Consider the following 17,438-nt stretch of genomic DNA (forward strand, 5'->3'; position numbering starts at 1 on the left):
CAAATCTTCAATGGGAAAATCGCCCGATCGCTCCCCCACGCCGGGGCAGACTCCAGAAACCTTTACCAAACTTAATCAAAACACGCCACACCTCCTAAAACCCAGAGTCAATCTAAAATCTAAAATCTCAAATCTAAAATCGCCACACCTCCTAAAACCGACAGTCAATCTCAAATCTAAAATCTCAAATCTAAAATCGCCCGATCGCTTCTAAGATAAAAAAACGGTGGTTAAGAAGGTCTTTAAAACTTATGCGAGTGTTCGTCTTACTCTTCAATGCCCGCACCGAGAATGAGGGAATTCACACCATTCAACTCGGCGATCGCAACAAAGTTCTGATGTTTGAGTCAGAAGACGACGCCACCCGCTTTGGCGTGATGTTGGAAGCTCAGGATTTCCCCGAGCCCGCTGTCGAGGCGATCGACGATGAGGAAATTAAGGAGTTTTGCGACAGTGTTGATTATGATTGGGAACTGGTGCCGGCGGGCGCGCTAGCGATTCCGCCAGAAGACAATGTAGCACAGACTCAGTGGCAGGCCGAGGGGCAGTCGGAACCGGAGTCGCAGCCGGAGTCGGATTCTGACGTTTCCCAAGACGAACTGGATTCTATGCGTCGCCGACTCGAAGGACTTTTGTGAGAAGAAGGAAGAAGGAAGAAGGAAGAAGGAAGAAGGAAGAGGTTCGAGGGAAGAGGTTCGAGGGAAGAAGGATAAATTTGATATCTCCTTTGCATTCTCAATCCTAGACTCGATTTCTAGATACAGGCTTCCAGGCTGAAGCTGGGACTCTGTATGTCTCCTGACTCTGCCCGCCCGATCCCAAAATTGCCAACTGACCATTAATAACTGAGAAAAAATGAAGAATTTGGAAGAACGCGGGCATCTGCTGACGGAACAGGTGAATGCCAACAGCGAGAATTTAGACCAACTTAGCTCGATCGAATTGGTGGACTTGTTCAACCGGGAAGACGCCCAAACCTTAAGTGCGATCGCCCGTGCCCGAGAAGATTTAGCCCGGGCGATGTCGATCGCCGCCGAATCCCTGCGTCAAGGAGGCCGTCTATTTTACGTCGGTGCGGGTACTTCCGGGCGTTTGGGGGTGCTCGATGCAGCCGAATGTCCCCCCACCTTCTGCACGCCGCCAGAACTCGTACAGGGCATAATAGCCGGGGGTGCGGGGGCTTTGGTGCGGAGTTCGGAGGATTTGGAGGATCGGGCTGAGGATGGGGCTGAGGCGATCGCCCACCGTAACATTAACAATCTGGATGTGGTTGTCGGGATTACGGCTGGGGGTACGACGCCGTTTGTGGCGGGTGCTTTGCAGGCGGCGCGCCAGCGGGGGGCGAAAACGGTGTTTATCGCCTGCGTACCCGTCGAACAAGTGAGTTTTGATGCTGATGTGGATATTCGGTTGTTGGTTGGCCCGGAGATAGTCGCGGGTTCGACGCGGTTGAAAGCGGGTACAGTGACAAAAATGGCTTTGAATATTCTTTCGACTGGCGTAATGGTGAAGCTGGGGAAGGTTTACGGCAATCGGATGGTTGATGTGGCGGTGACTAATCAGAAATTGCGCGATCGGGCGGTGCGGATGTTGCAGGATTTAACAGATTTGGGTCGGGATGAAGCGGGTTTTTTGTTGGAAAAAAGTGGCAAGTCTGTAAAGCTGGCTTTGATGATGCACTGGACTGGTTTGGAGAAGGAAGAGTGCGATCGAATTTTGGGCGAATTTCAAGGAAATTTGCGATCGGCCGTGGCATCAATAAAATTGTAAAGTGTCCGAAGAGAGGAACTAAGCAATCGCCAAGACTATGACGCTTCTCAATTAATAAGACTCGGCGGTTGAAACCGCGTCTATACAAACACTCACGCACTCCAAGCGGGTTGAAGATTCGACTGTAACTGGTTCCCAGACCAAGTGCCTGGGAACCAGTAATATTTCGGTTTCTAAATTGCACTCACAAAAACAGAAGATGTAAGCTGACTTTGACTGACGCCCTGCACGATACCCAAATAATTGCTACCCGACTTAATCGCCCAAGAAGCGACGCTTGCGCCTCCATCCAACTGCAAACTCACAGCTTCAAAAGTCAAGTTTGTAAATCCGATACCGTCAGTCAAACCAATCTTATCCCCGATCGCAAAATCGGTAATAACATCCGCACCAATTAAAGTAGCCGAAGCAGACAAACCTCCTGCTAGAATAAACGTATCATTTCCAGCACCGCCGGTGAGAATGTCTTGCCCGCGATCGCCCGCCAAGACATCATCGCCGTTACCGCCAATCAAGATATCGTTTTCCTTGCCGCCCCGGAGAGTATCGTTACCGTCTCCTCCGATCAGTCGATCGTTATCATTGTTGCCGCTGATAAAATCATTACCAACACCGCCATCAATTGAATCCGAATCTTTGCCGCCGGATAAAAGGTCATCGCCGCCTGCGCCGTTAATTGTATCAGCGCCTTGCATTCCATTAATCGTATCAGCGCCTGCTCCTCCAGTGAGATTGTCTTTGCCAGAAAGGGCAAAAATTGGCAATCCCGCAGCACTTGCAGGTATTTGAGTATCAGCAGCATCTGATAGGAAATAATTGCCGCCGCTGGCTGTATTCTTCGGTGCTGTCGTCGGGCTGCCGTCCCCTGTAGCATTGGGTATTGGCGAAGTAATGGAGACTAATGTGTTGGGAGTTGGAGTTGGAGTTGGAGTTGGAGTTGGTGTCGGCGCGGGATTGACACTACCGTCAAGCGAAGTAGCAAAAACTTGCGTCCAATAGTGATTGTAATTGACGCTGCCAGTATCGTTGGCTAAGAAATAGTAACCAATGCCAATTTCTTTCAGATTCGGGTTAAGAATGTTCCTCCGGTGGCCGTCGCTGTTCATCCACGATGATAGAACTTGTTCGGGTGTAGAAGATCCCGCAGCGATGTTTTCTGCTGCCGAGCTAAATTTATAGCCTGTTGCAGTAATCCGACTTCCCATTGACGAACCATCTTTTCCGGTGTGATCGAAAAAGTCTTGCAGCGCCATGTTTTGGGTGTGATTTTGCGCCGCATTCAACAACTGAGTATTTAAGGTTAGGGGGGACAAACTCAATTTGCTGCGTTCTACGTTCGTGAGTTCTAAAACTTTATAAATAAAGTTTTGATTGGTTGTGGCTGGTGCAGGTTGTGATAGTTGAGAAGCCGATCGCTCTCCTGTTAAAATGTCCACAGATTGAGAATCGGAATTTTGTAGTTGTTCAAGCATGGGGATGATAAAAATGTTTAAGACTGGGCTGAGCTGGTAGATGGCTTACCGTCTTAACGATAATTTCCCCGATCGCACGCTGGGCACACTTCAATAATTGTGTTAATCCCTGCCACTGTTGTATCTATTGTTATTATAGCTATTCTTCAACTGCGGATGTCAATATCCGGGATCGGGTTGGGAAAGGGCAGAGTGCGATCGCCTGTAGCATCAATACCACCCACATTTCGCAACCGCGAGCGCCTCACGCAGAACAATTACCCAAAATCTTTTTTTTAAAGTAATTTATTATACTTGCTTATCAAGCTTAACCGTTAATATACGTACAAAAATATAATTTATAGTTTAATTGCTCGATCGAAATAAGTAAAAACCGATTGTGACAGTTGACAGTGCCCAATGTGGGATAGAGTTTTAGATTTGAGATTTTTCCTGATTAGTAAGGTTCATATTGCGCGCCCTGTTCGCGGGCTGGGGGGCTAGAAACCCGGTTTCTACGAGTTTTGCGTTTAGTTACGAAAAATATACGTAGAAACCGGGTTTCACCGATTAGCGATCGCGCACTAATTTTTTAGTAGAATCCTCACAAAAAATTCTCAATTCATTGAAAATTCACCGCTCAAAACTCACAATTTCAAAATATTATCTTGTCCGACTTTAGCCTCCTGAGCAACTTGCTCAACATCATCTTTGGCGAGAATTTCTAAAGCCGCCTCTGCTTCGGCACCGCCCAACCGCCCCAAAGCTTGGGCGACTCTATAACGAATTTGCCAATCTGCATTGGAAGCGTAGGGAAGCAGCAGCGGCAGGGCCCGTTTATCTCCTAATTCTCCTAACGCACTGATGGCAATAGTTTGGATCAACTCGTTTTCAGAACCCAGGGCATTTTCTAACATCGGAAAAGCTTTTGGATCGCCCATTTCTCCCAAAGCTGCGACAATGCTCAGTTGCACCAACCATTCAGATGTACTGCTGTAAACTTGCTGCAAATCTTCTAAAGCATCGGTTAATTTCAAGGCGCCCAAAGCATCGGCTGCTGCTGCTTGCACGTCAGGTTCTGGATCGTTGCGTAAGCTGTGAAGCAGTACCTCTAAAGCGTTTGGCAGATTTTGCTCGCCGAGGGTTGACATTTGGCTGACTGCTGCGTACCGAACCCGCACGTTTTTGTCGCCGATCGCAATTTGAATCAAATTGTAGGCGATCGCAGGTTCTAGCTGCCGCAGTTGGTTGACAGCCCGCAACCTTTCGCCAAAATCCTCGGAATTCAGCAATTGTTCGACAGATTCAGGAGTAATGCTCATGGAATTTGGTAATTGGTAATTGGTAATTGGGAAGAAGGAAGAGGGAAGTCGGAAGAAGGAAGAAGGAAGAGGGAAGAGGGAATAAGGAAGAAATATTTCTGCCTGTATTCCTGACTTTTTTGTCGCGAATCTAGAGACTTATTGCATAAATCTTTGATTAATAGGGAAACCGGAGATCAACGCAAATAAACGCAGATAATTTTCCAAAAAGCGAACGAATCAAAGCAATTAACGTCTTAGGTAATTGGTAATTGCCAAAACTTGAGAGATTATCCGAGCGATCGGCTCATTTTCTGATACAATCCTTCAACTGCAACAATTAATTAAGACTCGGCCGCCATCGCTCGGATAATATCTCCCCTAGTGAGGATGCCGATTACTTTGCCCGCAGTATCCAGCACAGGCAATCGGTGGATGCTGCGATCGTGCATTAGTTTTGCAGCTTCTTGAACAGATTTGTCTGGTTCGATGGTAACGGGCTCTTTACTCATCGCTTCTCCTACAGTTTGTCCTAAAGCCTTGTGAAGTTCTCGCTCGTAACGCGAGGGATTTTCTAGGTAAATCACGCTGTCGAGCACCATAATGTAAGCGGGCGGAGTGACGCCGGTTTCCCGCCACATCAAGTCGGTTTCGGAGATGACTCCTACCAATAAGCCATTCTCATCTACAACGGGAAGGCCGCTAATACGGCGATCGGCTAAAATTTTAATGGCTTCGTTCAAAGGCATTTCGGGACGCGCCAAAATCGGATCGCGGCTCATCACATCGGCTACTGTTTTGGGCATGATTGGCGGTTGATTTAGTTGTTGCTCTACATCCGATCATATAGGGAAAGCGCGGCACAGATAGCAGAAAGGCAGCCGGGGAGAAGGGATTCGTGACAAGCTAGAAGGACCCAAAAAGTTTGAATGCCAGAATTTATAAAGGTTTTTGCGATCGCACTTACGAATTCTGCCGTTTGTCAGGCCCAGACGGGCGATCGACCTCACAACATTGTTAAGATATATTAAACAGCGGATCTAGTAACCGCGCCCGACGATTAGGAAGTTCTGGCGTTGCCGAAACCCCTACCGAAGATGCCCTCTTCCCTCTTCCTTCTATCCTTTACATCCGTTACATCCGTTAAATAATCCGTTGCCGAACTTCCTTCTTCTATAAATCCTTACTGATGCCAGAATCTCTAACCCCAGAAACAGACTCCCAACCAGAATCGCGCTGTGTATTGGTTTGCCAGTATCAATCTTGCCTGAAAAATGGTTCAGCAGCAGTGCTCGCTGCTTTTGAAGCCCAACCAGTTGCAGGGGTAACAGTTGAAGCTAGTAGCTGTCAGGGACAGTGCAACACGGGCCCGACTGTGCGAGTCACCCCAGACGAAATCTGGTATTGTCGAGTTAAACCGAGTGATGTACCGTCGATCGTGGAAGAGCACATTAAAGGGGGAAAACCTGTAGAGGCGTTATTGAATCCGAGAATTCATATGCGTTATTATTATTAATAATTTTGACTTAATTTGGTAATTTTTATCAAATCTGCTTCATCTGATTTGGACTTTTTACCGAAGTCTTTGATTGATGGGTGAACCGCAGATTTCAAGCATAGAGACACAGATACAATGCAGATGTTTTTCACATAAATAGGCGATTTTTACAAGAGGTATTTTGAATAATTATGAGGGAAATTAGGCTGTGAAAATTAAAATAATTGCGGTTAGTTTGTTCGTCCTATTTCTAGGGCGCACTCCGCAGGTAGTCGCTCAAACGCCTGCGGTTGCTGGGGATATTTGTCCTGGGGAATTGGGGGCGAAAGTTGATGCGATCGCCAACCGTCCTGAATTTAGCCGATCGCGCTGGGGCATTTTGATTCAACCGCTATCATCTACCGCGACTCTCTACAGCCGCGACGCCCAAAAATATTTTATTCCAGCATCCAATGTCAAGCTGCTAACCACAGCGGCTGCTTTGCAGAAACTAGGTGCAGATTTTCGGATTAAGACATCGGTTTACAGCGGCGAAAATAAGAGTTTGTACGTTGCCGGTAGGGGCGATCCGAGCATTGGCGAGGCTCAGTTGAAGGATTTAGCGCAGCAGTTGAAACGGCGCGGGGTCGATCGAGTAAACGAGTTGATTGGCGATGACAGCTATTTTCAAGGCAGTGCAGTCAATCCGAATTGGGAATGGGAAGACGCGCAAGCTGGCTATGGCGCGCCGATTAACAGTTTGATTTTCAATCAAAACGCGATCGAGCTTGTTTTGTCCCCGCAGGATCTCGGACAACCTCTAAAAGTTACTTTTGCCGAACCAAAGCTGGCCAATCAGTGGCAAATTCTGAACAATTCAGTGACTGTCGCCCAAAACGAATCCGAGTTTGTTGAGGTGGGCCGGGAATTCGATCGACCCCAAATTCGAGTTAGCGGACAGTTGAAAGTTGGTGCCGAATCTGAATCAGCTTATGTCGCAGTTGTCAATCCCGCGAATAACTTTTTGCAGAATTTTCAGCAATCCCTCGCGGCAGAGGGAATTCCTGTTAAACAAGCTTTAGTTGCATCTAATTATCGCAATTTTACTCAAGAATTAGCAGCCGTTGAATCGCCGCCCCTGGCCCAATTGGTGAAAGAAACTAATCGGGAAAGCAACAATCTTTATGCAGAAGTTTTATTGAGATTGTTGGGGAAAATTACAGGCTCCATGCCTGTGCCACAAGAGGATACAGGTGAAATTGGTTTGCAAGAGTTAAAAACAGCTTTAACTCAATTAGGGGTAAATCCAAACAGCTACATATTGGCCGACGGTTCGGGCTTGTCTCGCCACAATTTAATTAGTCCCGAAGCTTTGGTGCAAACTTTGAGATTGATGGCCAATTCACCTGCTGCATCTGTTTACCGCCAGTCACTGCCGATCGCTGGCGAGAGCGGTACTTTAAAAAATCGCTTAAATAATACACCAAACCGCGTAATTTTGCAAGCAAAAACTGGAACTTTGAGCGGAGTTTCGGCGCTGTCGGGATATATCGAAGTTCCGAATTACGAGCCGCTGGTGTTTAGCATTATCGTCAATCAATCTGACCTGCCGACTTCAAAAATGCGATCGGCAACTGACGAAATTGTGCTATTATTGAATCGCCTCCGCCGCTGTTAAAACAACAGATTTAAGGTGAAAAAGTTGAGATAAGTAGTTACACCTAAAAAACAGGACACAGCAAAACGCTACAAGTTTTAAGTTTAACTACATTACAGCGGCGGGGATCGAAAAGCAGCTAGAATAAAAGCAGAAGAATTACAACCATTGGGCAGTTTGGGCCTGCTACCAGTCGGCGGGTTCTGTGCTTCCCGAAAATAAGTCTAACTTTGCAACTATGAAGTCTTTAGATTCCGAACAGCAACACATCTTTGTCGAAACCAACAACATCCGCTTGCACTGCGTTTCCCAAGGAGAAGGCGAACTCGTTCTACTCCTGCACGGGTTTCCTGAGTTTTGGTACTCTTGGCGCCATCAAATCCCTGCTTTAGCGCGCCATTTTAAGGTTGTGGTGCCGGATTTGCGGGGCTACAACGATTCGGACAAGCCGGAAAGCGGCTATGATTTGGATACGCTGAGTGCTGATATTCGCGGTTTGATCGATCGGCTAGGCTATACAAAAGCTCACATTGTGGGTCACGATTGCGGTGGTGCGATCGCCTGGAACTTAGCTCAAAAATTCCCCGAAAAACTCAACCGTTTAGCAATTTTAAACGCTCCGCACCCGCAGCGATTCGTGCAAGAAATGGCAAGCAATTTAGACCAACTCCGCCGCAGTTGGCACATTTTGGCTTTTCAGGTTCCCGGCATCCCCGAATGGTTGATCCGGCAAAATTTGAAAGATTTTGTGCAAAATATTTTGCAGGGGCAAGCTGTTCGCAAAGGAGCTTTTAGCGCTGAGGAAACTAAGATTTATCAGACGGCTTTAGAAAAGCCGGGAGTGTTAGCGGCGGCGATGAATTATTACCAGCAAATGTTTCACCCGCAGCGGCTTTGGAATTGGGGGCAGAAGTTAGAACCTGTGACAGTGCCTACTTTGGTGCTTTGGGGAGAAGAAGATGCGTTTTTGAGCCACACACTTGTAGAAGGTTTAGATCGGTTAATTACGGCTCCGTTTAAGTTAAAATTAGTTCCTAACTGCGGTCACTGGATTCAGCAGGAAGCGCCGCAAACGGTGAATCGAGAATTACTCAATTTTTTGAGAAATTCTTCTCCTTCTTTGGCTTGGGCATAAAACATTTTAGAGGTTGCAAATAAAAACCCAGTTTCACAGGTAAACTGGGTTTTTATGTGTCTTAGAGTAGCTGTGTGTAGGGTGTGTCACAGGTACAAATCCCCGACACGAGCCTCATGGTCGATTCCAAAATTTTAGACCATAGTTCAAGTTCCCAGATTCATCAAGGCGAGTCAATCTAAGATCTAAAATCTAAAATCTAAAGACGCACCCGACTATCTAGCTGATCCCGCCTCAAAAACAGGTACAAATCCCCGACACGAGCCTCATGGTCGATTCCAAAATTTTAGACCATAGTTCAAGTAAATCTAAAATCTAAAATCTAAAATCTAAAATCGACTTATTAGTCCCAGAGCAAATTTTCTTTAATCAAAAGTGCAATCATCGCAGTTCGGGAACAAACACCGAGTTTGATAAAAATTCGCCTCACGTAAGTAGCAACCGTCCAGTGACTGATATTTAAATTTTTGGCAATACATTTGTTTGGCAGGCCTTGGGCTACTAATTGCGCGATCGCCCTTTCCCGCGGACTCAGGCTAATTTCCGGTTTGTCACTTGTGCTTTGCATACTTTTGCAATGAGGTAACGAGTTAAAATCTAATCACTTAATGGTATAATTCCCAGTTTTTGTCTGACTTCAGACAAGGGAGTTTCCCAATCAGATTCAGGGTTCCAGTCAATTAATCGATCGGCTAATTTTCCGTATTTTAAGCCTTTGATAATTTGTCCGATCGCGCATTTGCCGCTTATCAGTCCAACTAACACTAAAATTGCACAGGAAGGGCGAAATACTTGAGCGCGAGTAAACGCTTGAAGTACCAATTCATCTTCTGTTGAAGGTGAAAGACCTGTCAGAACCGGTTAAACATCGTGGTTTCGCTGAATCCAGTCCCCAGATGCGATCGGCTCAAACCCTTGTTCGTCTAGAAATCGCGCCACTGAGCACCCCAATGTTCCTGCTGGCAGTTGGCGCAATTTTTCCAAGTCTATTTCAAAATGTCGATCGCTCTCAATTTGAGGATTAATTGTTTGAGCCATCTTTAATATAACTTCTAATTGACCGTCAGCCATGATTGATTCTCCCTCCAACAATAATTTAAGTTTCTGGAAAATTTAATTGGTGTTTTTCAAGTTCATTTTTGCTATGAATCAAGACGGCTTTTTTTACAGGCTCAGCTTAGAAATCGTACTTTCTGTCACAGCAATTAAGTTTCCGGAGCTTTTATATTTCTTTACAAACACTCTCAGATTTGAAATCTGCCAGTTGTCAAAATCGCGCTAGTGTGAGTTATCGCAACTTGACCCACCGGGAAGTACCCGTAAAATCCACAGTCTTTAGCGGTGATTGGAACTCCTTTACTTACGTATATAAATTTATTGTGCTGCTAAGTATTTGCACCTGCAATGAGTCAGAAGTTGAAGCGTGCAAACCAAGCGATGCGGGTGCAAGCACGTGAAGAGAGTTGAAGAGAGCTGAAGTAGGGTGAAGTTTTGCAGGGTTGATGCCCGCGCGCGTAGCTCAAATGAGTGACACTCGCTTTAGCGACTGGTGAAGTATTTGGCTGCTAGCTATAAATAAAAGAAAGGAGGACTTACCAGAAAGAATTGGTTTAAAGCCCCAAGCTTTTTCGGGAGAAATTAAAAGAAGACTATTCATTACTCCAATCCTCTTCCTGCCAGGTAGAGGTCGCCCCGCGTGCGGTCAACTGTCCCAGGTCAACTGTCCCAGGTCAACTGAATGAAGCAGGGGTAGTCATCACTTTAGTTTTTCAACTAAAATACACGGGCTTGAAACTATCAATAATAGTTGAAAATATCCGGTTTCTTTCGGGGCAAGTGCGTAAGTCATATCAAGTAGATATTTACAAAAGGTATTGCCATGAAACGAGTTAATCTTTGGTTAGGTGCAGGGATTGGGTCATTAATTTGGTGCGGTGCTGCTAGCGCTACCACTTATATTAATCCCACGGGAAAAACAACTTTAAACCTGTCAGAAAAAGGGAACAATCCCTCGGGCTTTTACTTTACTCAAGTAGGCAATCGCGAATTTTTGGGCAATATTAAAATTACTCGTTCCGAAGGAGCAGTCGGCTCTTACTATTACAACGGAACTTTTACAGACAATGCGATCGGTCCTGGTAGAAAAATTGTTTGTTCTGGAGATATTGCCATTGTCGGGCGTCAAATTGGAAGGAGCGGCCAATTGGGAGCAGAAGTTACTTGGAAGGTGAAAGGAGGACAAAATTGTGCTTCTGTTGGCAAGACATTTAAAGTAAATTTAGTCGAGCCTTTACCGCGTGCTAATTCCAGCGGCGATTATACTTCCAGCAATGCTAATACTTGGTTGAGCGAAACTTCTGGTACTGTAACTTGGCCTGCTTGGCGAGTCACGTCGCGGGATGGAGAACTCAACTGCCGCAAGACGCCAAACGGAGCAATTCAACAAGTTTACCGCGCAGATCGAGATACCGTTGCTGCTGAAACCAGGGGAGCAAATGCGATTTCGCTGGCGAACGGTCAACCTTGGTTGCTGACAAGACAAGGCTGTTACGTGCGCGCTAATTCTCAATACGTGCAGCCTGTTTCTTTGCCTGAGTAAGTGTTAGTCAGCGATCTCGTTTCCGATTAATTACAAGTAAGAAAAAGTGTTTGATCGTTCGGAATGCAAGTTCTCATCAAATGAGAGGACTTGCATTCCGATGCTGCGAACCAAAGAGAGAAAGTGTTTGATCGTTCGGAATGCAAGTCCTCATCAAATGAGAGGACTTGCATTCCGATGCTGCGAACCAAAGAGAGCGGGTTTTAATGTTCGTTTGACAATCTATGTATTGCCATAATAATAGTTTCTAGTGACCTATTAGCATAGCTGCTTCTGCCACTTCTTTGTTTTGATAAAGCTTTGGCTCCTTGAGGATAAAAGCACAAAGGCAGCACACGATCGCAGCAGCAATCCCTAGTAGCTGAAAAAAGATACGGTTGCCTTCCACTGTCTGGGGTAAAAAGCTGTAAACGGTGGCGTAAATCACAGAACCGACACTGCCGTAAGCACCGATATTACCAGCAATTTGACCTGTCACCTCGCGTTTAATTAATGAGGCGATGCCAAAAGTCGCGCCTGCTGCGCCGAAGACGAAGAATGCACAGAGCATTGTCATAACAATGACAAGCGGCAACAGCCACTCTGCCGTGATTTGACTCATCATCAAATACCCTAACCCAACTCCACCAGTCATGACTGTCAGCGTCCACTTGCGGCTGCCGATTTTGTCAGAAATTAAGCCTCCTGCTGGACGGCTGATTAAGTTCATCAGGGGATAGGTGGCTGCTAGAGGCCCGGCGATCGCATGATTTAAATTAAAGGTATGCTCGAAAAATTCAGGCAGCATGGAAACTACAGCGAGTTCTGAACCAAAGCTGACTGCATAAGCTAGTTCTAATACAAATACTTGACTGATTTGGTAGCGTTCTTGAGGCGGGTAATGTTTTTTGCCTGTCACAACTTCTCGGTTAACTTCCCAGGCTTTGTAGGCTTGAATCGTGTAGAGTGCGACTAAGCCAGCACAAATGCCGTACATCACATTGGTAGTGAGAAAATTTGCTTTCTGCAAGCGCCACACAATCAAACCTAAGGCGCCGAATAGAGGAATATTGGCGATCGACAGTGCCCAAAAACTTTTAGCGCTGGTGACTTCCATTGCACCGTTGCGGGCGGGGCGCTGATAAACTTTCCCCGGCGGAGTGTCTTGGACGTTGAGGTAAAAAATGACTCCGAAAACTGCTGTGACAATGCCAGTTAGCGCGATCGCCAGCCGCCAGTTTGTGTGCCCGACTGAGAGAAAAGCTGTGCCGGCGGCGATCGCCGGTAAAGCAGCCTCTGCGGCAAAAGAACCAAAATTGCCCCAGCCGCCGTAGATTCCTTGAGCGAAGCCGATATCTTTTGGTGGAAACCATTCAGCAACTAAACGAATGCCGACGACGAATCCAGCGCCGACAATCCCCATTGCTAGGCGACTCAATACTAATTGATTGAAGTTTTGGGCAGTTGCGAAGGCGAGACAGGGAATTGCTGCATACACCAGGAGTGAAGAGAAGGTGATGCGGGGCCCAAAGCGATCGAGCAACATCCCGATAATAATCCGTGCCGGAATTGTGAGCGCTAGGTTGCACAGACTGATGATTCTGGCTTGGCCGAGTGTCAAACCCAAGTCGTGCTGCACCGTTGTACTGAAGGGTGCGTAGTTGAACCAAACTACAAAGGTTAAGAAAAAAGCAAACCAACTCAGGTTCAGAATCCGAAAAGGCCCTCTGAACGATAAAAGCCCTTGAAGCATATTAAGCGATCCTAATAAATAAATACAAATGATGAAGTTTGATAACAATTAGGGTTTATTCCGGGTGTCCCTCAACCTGTTCCGCTTTCATTCAATTCCATGTCTTGAGGCAAAACTGTATGGTACGTCACTTTTTATCCTGAAAATTGAAGCTAGCGCATCAATTTCATGCAGATACTGCATTTAATGTCAAATTTCTCTGACATAGGTCTTGCATTTAAAAAATTTAAATAGTATATTTGAATACAGAAATTAAATTTGATTCAAGGGCGGTAGGTAAAAATGCTTGTACGCTTCACAAAAATAGAATCTCAGCCAACCGATCGCGACGACCGGGGCCCCATCAGCAAGGGAGCGACCGCGAAATCAAGAATTTTGGGTCTTTTGACTGTTTGCGTAGCGGTGGCGGGATGTTTGGGAACTGCACAAGAGGCGATCGCCCAATCAACTCAATCCCCAGTGAAAGCACAGCAGTCGAATCAAGAGCTAGTCAACAGCACGACAAGTCAAGCTGCTGCACCTCAACTATTTGACGCGGCTCAGCAGGAAGAAATTTCCCAGATGTTGTTGGCATTCCTGTATTTTGTGTTGCCTGTGGGTGTGAGCTTAACTATTTTCCTGCACGACAAGTATTCTCAAAAGCGCTCTGCTACTATCAAGCAGCAGACAGAGGTTTTAGAGGTAACGTTCAACCAACATCCTCAACACTAGAGTCGATCGGGCAAATCATACAATTTTGGATTTTGGATTTTGGATTTTCGATTGACTTATGACTACCAGGGTTGGGAGTTTGCCTAAAGTTGCATTCTTTTGGGGAACTGGTGTCATGTTGTTGATTTCATTATTAAACCTAAAACTTTTAGGGTATTCAGAAACTGGGTTTCTGCGTAAGTTCTGCGATCGATTTCAAAAAAATAATACATACAATAGTAGGTTGGGTTTCTCTACGTTAAACCCAACCTACTATTGCTAATGACTAATGACTAATGACTAATGACCGATCGCCACAAAATTTAGACTTCTTCCAAATCTTGTACATCATCATCATCATCATCATCATCGAGATCCTCATCATCAAGATCCGGATCGACAGGAGCGACAGAATTAGCAGAAACCACAGCCCCAGTATCAAGTTTTTCCCGTACTAGCCGGTGGATCTCATTTTTAAATTCGGTATTTTCCTCCATGTGCCGAATCACGTTATCGCGTCCTTGAGCAATGTTGTCGCCGTTATAGCTGTACCAAGAACCTTTCTTAGTAATTACTCCCATTTCGTCGGCCAAGTCAGTCAGACAGCCTAAAGTAGAAATGCCTTTGCCAAATACAATGTCAAATTCGGCAATGCGGAAAGGCGGAGCAACTTTATTTTTAGCAACTTTAACTTTCGTGCGGTTGCCGTATTCTTCGGTACCTTTTTTCAAGCTTTGAATGCGGCGAATGTCGAGCCGCACGCTGGCGTAGAATTTGAGTGCGTTACCGCCGGTTGTTGTTTCGGGGTTGCCGTAAGTTACGCCGATTTTCTGCCGCAATTGGTTGAGGAAAATGACGGTACAGCCGGATTTGCCGATGTTGCCGGTGATTTTGCGAAGTGCTTGGCTCATCAAGCGCGCTTGCAAGCCCATGTGGGAGTCGCCCATGTCGCCTTCGATTTCGGCGCGGGGGACGAGGGCGGCTACTGAGTCAATTACTACGATATCGACGGCGACGGAGCGCACGAGTTGATCGACGATTTCCAGGGCCATTTCGCCGGTATCCGGCTGGGAAACTAGGAGATTTTCAATATCGACGCCTAATGCTGAGGCGTAGGTGGGATCGAGGGCGTGTTCGGCATCGACGAAGGCTGCGATACCGCCGGATTTTTGGACTTCGGCGATCGCGTGGAGGGCTAGAGTGGTTTTACCGGAACTTTCCGGGCCGTAAATTTCAATGACTCGGCCTTTTGGCAAACCGCCGCCCAAAGCAATGTCTAGTGTCAGGGCTCCGGTGGGGATGGTTTCTACCCTCATGCGAGTGGAGTCTCCCAATCGGACGATCGCTCCTTTGCCAAAGCTGCGCTCGATTTGGGACAGTACGGAAGTTAGGGCTTTTTGCTTTTCTGTGTTTTCAGTAGTTTTTGTAGAAGCTTCTTTTTTTGCCATTTTCGGTACGCGGGTAGACCCCTTGCGGAGCTTGTTGATTAACTGTACAACACGTATGTTAGCAGTTATTTTTGGGGTCTGGAGGTTCTGGGAGGATTTGGTTTAAGATTCTTGATTTTGGGGTGGTTGGGCCTGCTCCAGCTTTCAGAAGGCACTTATGTAGAAGGTATTCGGCATCCGGCAGAGGGTAGAATTATGGTCTGTTGGGCTCTGTACTGGGTATCGCTCGCTTGAGTCAGGTTTAGCATGGTCTAGAGTTCCTCTCGGACGATCGCCACAATTAGGACAAGCATGGTATCTAAAACACATCAAGACACATCTGTTAATCCCAAAAACTCCCGGTGGCTGAGCGGCTTATTGGCGATCGGCATTTTACTAGGTATCGGATTTCGGTTCTTTGAGATCGATCGCAAACTTTACTGGCACGACGAAGCTTACACATCAATCCGCGCCGCTGGTTTCACCCGCCAAGAAATCGACGGCGAACTATTCCAAAACCGGATTGTTCCCGCACCCGAATTGCAAAAATATCAGCGGATCAAACCGGGAAGTACAGCAGCAGACACAATTCGTTCTTTAGCATTAGAAGACCCGCAGCATCCGCCTTTGTACTTTCTGATGGCTCGTTGGTGGATGCAGCAATTTGGCAGTTCTCTAACAGCATCTCGCAGTTTGCCAGCAATATTGAGTTTGCTGTCGCTGCCTTTGATGTACGCTTTAGCTCAGGAACTTTTCGCCTCGAATTTGGTGGCATTATTAGCAACAGCACTGTTGGCTTTATCTCCCTTTGATATCTTGTTTGCTCAGACAGCAAGGCAGTACAGTTTGCTGACAGCCGCAGTTATTGGCAGCAGTTGGCTGCTGCTGAGAGCAGTGCGGTTGCGGGGCTGGCAAAATTGGGCCTGTTACTCGATCGCGATCGCGATCGGTTTCTACACTCACCCTTTCTTCAGTTTAACACTGATCGGACACGGAGTTTTTATAATTGCTTGCTGGCTGTTTGTCAAAAAACGAAAATTGCGAGGTCACTTAACTAATTCCCAATTTTTCTTAGCAGTAACAGCAGCTTTAATGTTGTATGTGCCGTGGATTTACGTGCTGGCGACCAACATGGAACGAGCCTCAGCAACGACTGATTGGACGCGAATATCTCCTGGTTGGCTGTATCTGGTAAAATTGTGGACGCTCAGCTTTACAGCCTTATTTTTTGACTTCGACTTCGGCTTTGACAATATCTGGACTTACCTGCTGAGATTGCCATTTTTGCTGTTAATTGCAGCAGCCATTTACAAAATCGGCCGCCAAACTAGCAGTTCAACTTTGCTGTTTATTGTAACATCAATTTTTGTGCCTTTTTTGATGCTGGCTTTACCGGATCTAATCCTGGGCGGCAAACGTTCCGCCGTCAGCCGCTATCTGATTTCGTGCTTTCCGGGAGTGCAGCTAGCAGTTGCTTATTTGCTCGCAAGTAATCTGAAAACTCAGCAGCGGTTTGGGCAAGTCGTTTTAGCCGGGGTATTTACAGCAAGTATAGCATCCTGTACCCTCAGCGCTGTTTCTGATACTTGGTGGAGCAAAGACTTGAGCTATTTTAATGCTGAAGTTGCGAGAAATATTAACAAAGAGGCAATAGCTAACCGCTCGATTAAAGATACAATAGTAATTAGCGATCGCGGCAACGATTTTACTAACATGGGAGATTTGCTCTCCCTGAGTTATTTGCTTGACAAAGATGTACGGCTGATGCTGCTGAGTCAGTCGCCCCAAATCGAGATGCTGAACAAATATTCGGCTCCTCTGGTGTTCCGCCCTTCGGAAAAATTGCGCTCGGCACTCAAGCAAAATCAACGGCGACTAGAGCCTGTATTGGAATACGCCAAACTTTTTCGAGTGCGGCGAGCTTCTTAGTTCCCGGTAGGGTGCGGAGTGAAAAAAACTGTTTGATTTGTCTCAAATATTTGAACTGAGGCACCTTAAGTCACTATTTGAGAATTTTTGTCAATTTAAATAAAAGTATGTTGTTGCGCTTGGGCGCTCTTTATATATATAAGAGCGCTCTTCGCGCAACAACGTACCTAAAAATTAACCCCTATAAGAGTGCCAGTTGAGTTGCCTCAACTATTGGGGCTGACGCACCCTACATCATCAGCAATAATTATTTGAATACTTAGGAGAAAA

General features: G+C 46.2%; 16 protein-coding genes. 8 read left to right on the forward strand and 8 right to left on the reverse strand.

Features of this window, described 5'->3' with window-relative positions; genetic code table 11:
• Window positions 1-251: 251 nt before the first annotated feature.
• Both QUB63_RS27055 and murQ read left to right on the forward strand, forming a co-directional pair.
• Complete coding sequence (locus tag QUB63_RS27055; RefSeq protein ID WP_332948451.1) at window positions 252-638, forward strand: DUF3110 domain-containing protein; 387 nt, start codon at window positions 252-254, stop codon at window positions 636-638.
• 217 nt (window positions 639-855) lie between these two features.
• Complete coding sequence (murQ, locus tag QUB63_RS27060) at window positions 856-1,770, forward strand: N-acetylmuramic acid 6-phosphate etherase (RefSeq protein ID WP_332948452.1); 915 nt, start codon at window positions 856-858, stop codon at window positions 1,768-1,770.
• A gap of 173 nt (window positions 1,771-1,943) precedes the next feature.
• Here the strand turns inward: murQ and QUB63_RS27065 are convergent, their stop codons facing one another.
• From QUB63_RS27065 to QUB63_RS27075, 3 genes are all read right to left on the reverse strand, one after another.
• Window positions 1,944-3,242 carry a CAP domain-containing protein gene (locus tag QUB63_RS27065; protein WP_332948453.1) on the reverse strand — a complete coding sequence of 433 codons (1,299 nt, stop codon included), beginning with the start codon at window positions 3,240-3,242 and terminating at the stop codon, window positions 1,944-1,946.
• A 626-nt stretch (window positions 3,243-3,868) separates the two neighbouring features.
• Window positions 3,869-4,543 carry a phycobilisome degradation protein NblB gene (nblB, locus tag QUB63_RS27070; RefSeq protein ID WP_332948455.1) on the reverse strand — a complete coding sequence of 225 codons (675 nt, stop codon included), beginning with the start codon at window positions 4,541-4,543 and terminating at the stop codon, window positions 3,869-3,871.
• 323 nt (window positions 4,544-4,866) lie between these two features.
• A complete protein-coding gene (locus QUB63_RS27075; protein ID WP_332948456.1) occupies window positions 4,867-5,328 on the reverse strand; it encodes a CBS domain-containing protein in 462 nt (153 codons plus the stop codon).
• A gap of 383 nt (window positions 5,329-5,711) precedes the next feature.
• Between QUB63_RS27075 and QUB63_RS27080 the strand changes: the two genes are divergently transcribed.
• The 3 genes from QUB63_RS27080 to QUB63_RS27090 all read left to right on the forward strand — a co-directional run bounded on the left by QUB63_RS27080 (window position 5,712) and on the right by QUB63_RS27090 (window position 8,791).
• The gene (locus tag QUB63_RS27080; RefSeq protein ID WP_332948457.1) at window positions 5,712-6,038 is read left to right on the forward strand and encodes a (2Fe-2S) ferredoxin domain-containing protein; all 327 of its coding nucleotides are present in this window, start codon (window positions 5,712-5,714) and stop codon (window positions 6,036-6,038) included.
• Between the two features lie 190 nt (window positions 6,039-6,228).
• The gene (gene dacB / locus QUB63_RS27085; protein ID WP_332948458.1) at window positions 6,229-7,677 is read left to right on the forward strand and encodes a D-alanyl-D-alanine carboxypeptidase/D-alanyl-D-alanine endopeptidase; all 1,449 of its coding nucleotides are present in this window, start codon (window positions 6,229-6,231) and stop codon (window positions 7,675-7,677) included.
• A gap of 217 nt (window positions 7,678-7,894) precedes the next feature.
• A complete protein-coding gene (locus QUB63_RS27090; RefSeq protein ID WP_332948459.1) occupies window positions 7,895-8,791 on the forward strand; it encodes an alpha/beta fold hydrolase in 897 nt (298 codons plus the stop codon).
• Between the two features lie 343 nt (window positions 8,792-9,134).
• On the opposite strand, the gene QUB63_RS27095 is transcribed toward QUB63_RS27090, so the two are convergent.
• From QUB63_RS27095 to QUB63_RS27105, 3 genes are read right to left on the reverse strand one after another with little or no spacing between them, the layout of a single operon-like run.
• On the reverse strand, window positions 9,135-9,359 hold the full coding sequence (locus QUB63_RS27095; protein ID WP_332948460.1) for a response regulator transcription factor: 225 nt from the start codon (window positions 9,357-9,359) through the stop codon (window positions 9,135-9,137).
• A 29-nt stretch (window positions 9,360-9,388) separates the two neighbouring features.
• Window positions 9,389-9,613: a hypothetical protein gene (locus QUB63_RS27100; RefSeq protein WP_332948461.1), complete on the reverse strand. Its 225-nt coding sequence runs from the start codon at window positions 9,611-9,613 to the stop codon at window positions 9,389-9,391.
• A gap of 39 nt (window positions 9,614-9,652) precedes the next feature.
• Window positions 9,653-9,862, reverse strand: a complete 210-nt coding sequence (locus QUB63_RS27105; protein WP_332948462.1) for a hypothetical protein — start codon at window positions 9,860-9,862, stop codon at window positions 9,653-9,655.
• A gap of 808 nt (window positions 9,863-10,670) precedes the next feature.
• Here QUB63_RS27105 and QUB63_RS27110 point away from each other — a divergent pair.
• Window positions 10,671-11,390, forward strand: a complete 720-nt coding sequence (locus QUB63_RS27110) for a hypothetical protein (RefSeq protein WP_332948463.1) — start codon at window positions 10,671-10,673, stop codon at window positions 11,388-11,390.
• 247 nt (window positions 11,391-11,637) lie between these two features.
• On the opposite strand, the gene QUB63_RS27115 is transcribed toward QUB63_RS27110, so the two are convergent.
• Complete coding sequence (locus QUB63_RS27115; RefSeq protein ID WP_332948464.1) at window positions 11,638-13,122, reverse strand: NarK family nitrate/nitrite MFS transporter; 1,485 nt, start codon at window positions 13,120-13,122, stop codon at window positions 11,638-11,640.
• 282 nt (window positions 13,123-13,404) lie between these two features.
• Between QUB63_RS27115 and QUB63_RS27120 the strand changes: the two genes are divergently transcribed.
• Window positions 13,405-13,833, forward strand: a complete 429-nt coding sequence (locus QUB63_RS27120) for a hypothetical protein (RefSeq protein WP_332948465.1) — start codon at window positions 13,405-13,407, stop codon at window positions 13,831-13,833.
• Between the two features lie 302 nt (window positions 13,834-14,135).
• Here QUB63_RS27120 and recA read toward each other — a convergent pair whose 3' ends face one another.
• Window positions 14,136-15,260 carry a recombinase RecA gene (recA, locus tag QUB63_RS27125; protein ID WP_332948466.1) on the reverse strand — a complete coding sequence of 375 codons (1,125 nt, stop codon included), beginning with the start codon at window positions 15,258-15,260 and terminating at the stop codon, window positions 14,136-14,138.
• Window positions 15,261-15,551: 291 nt separating this feature from the next.
• On the opposite strand from recA, the gene QUB63_RS27130 reads away from it, so the two are divergent.
• The gene (locus QUB63_RS27130) at window positions 15,552-17,168 is read left to right on the forward strand and encodes a glycosyltransferase family 39 protein (protein WP_332948467.1); all 1,617 of its coding nucleotides are present in this window, start codon (window positions 15,552-15,554) and stop codon (window positions 17,166-17,168) included.
• The last annotated feature ends 270 nt before the right edge of the window (window positions 17,169-17,438 follow it).

Origin of the sequence: Microcoleus sp. ARI1-B5 (assembly GCF_036705795.1) — a bacterium.
In the GTDB taxonomy this organism is placed as follows: domain Bacteria; phylum Cyanobacteriota; class Cyanobacteriia; order Cyanobacteriales; family Microcoleaceae; genus Microcoleus.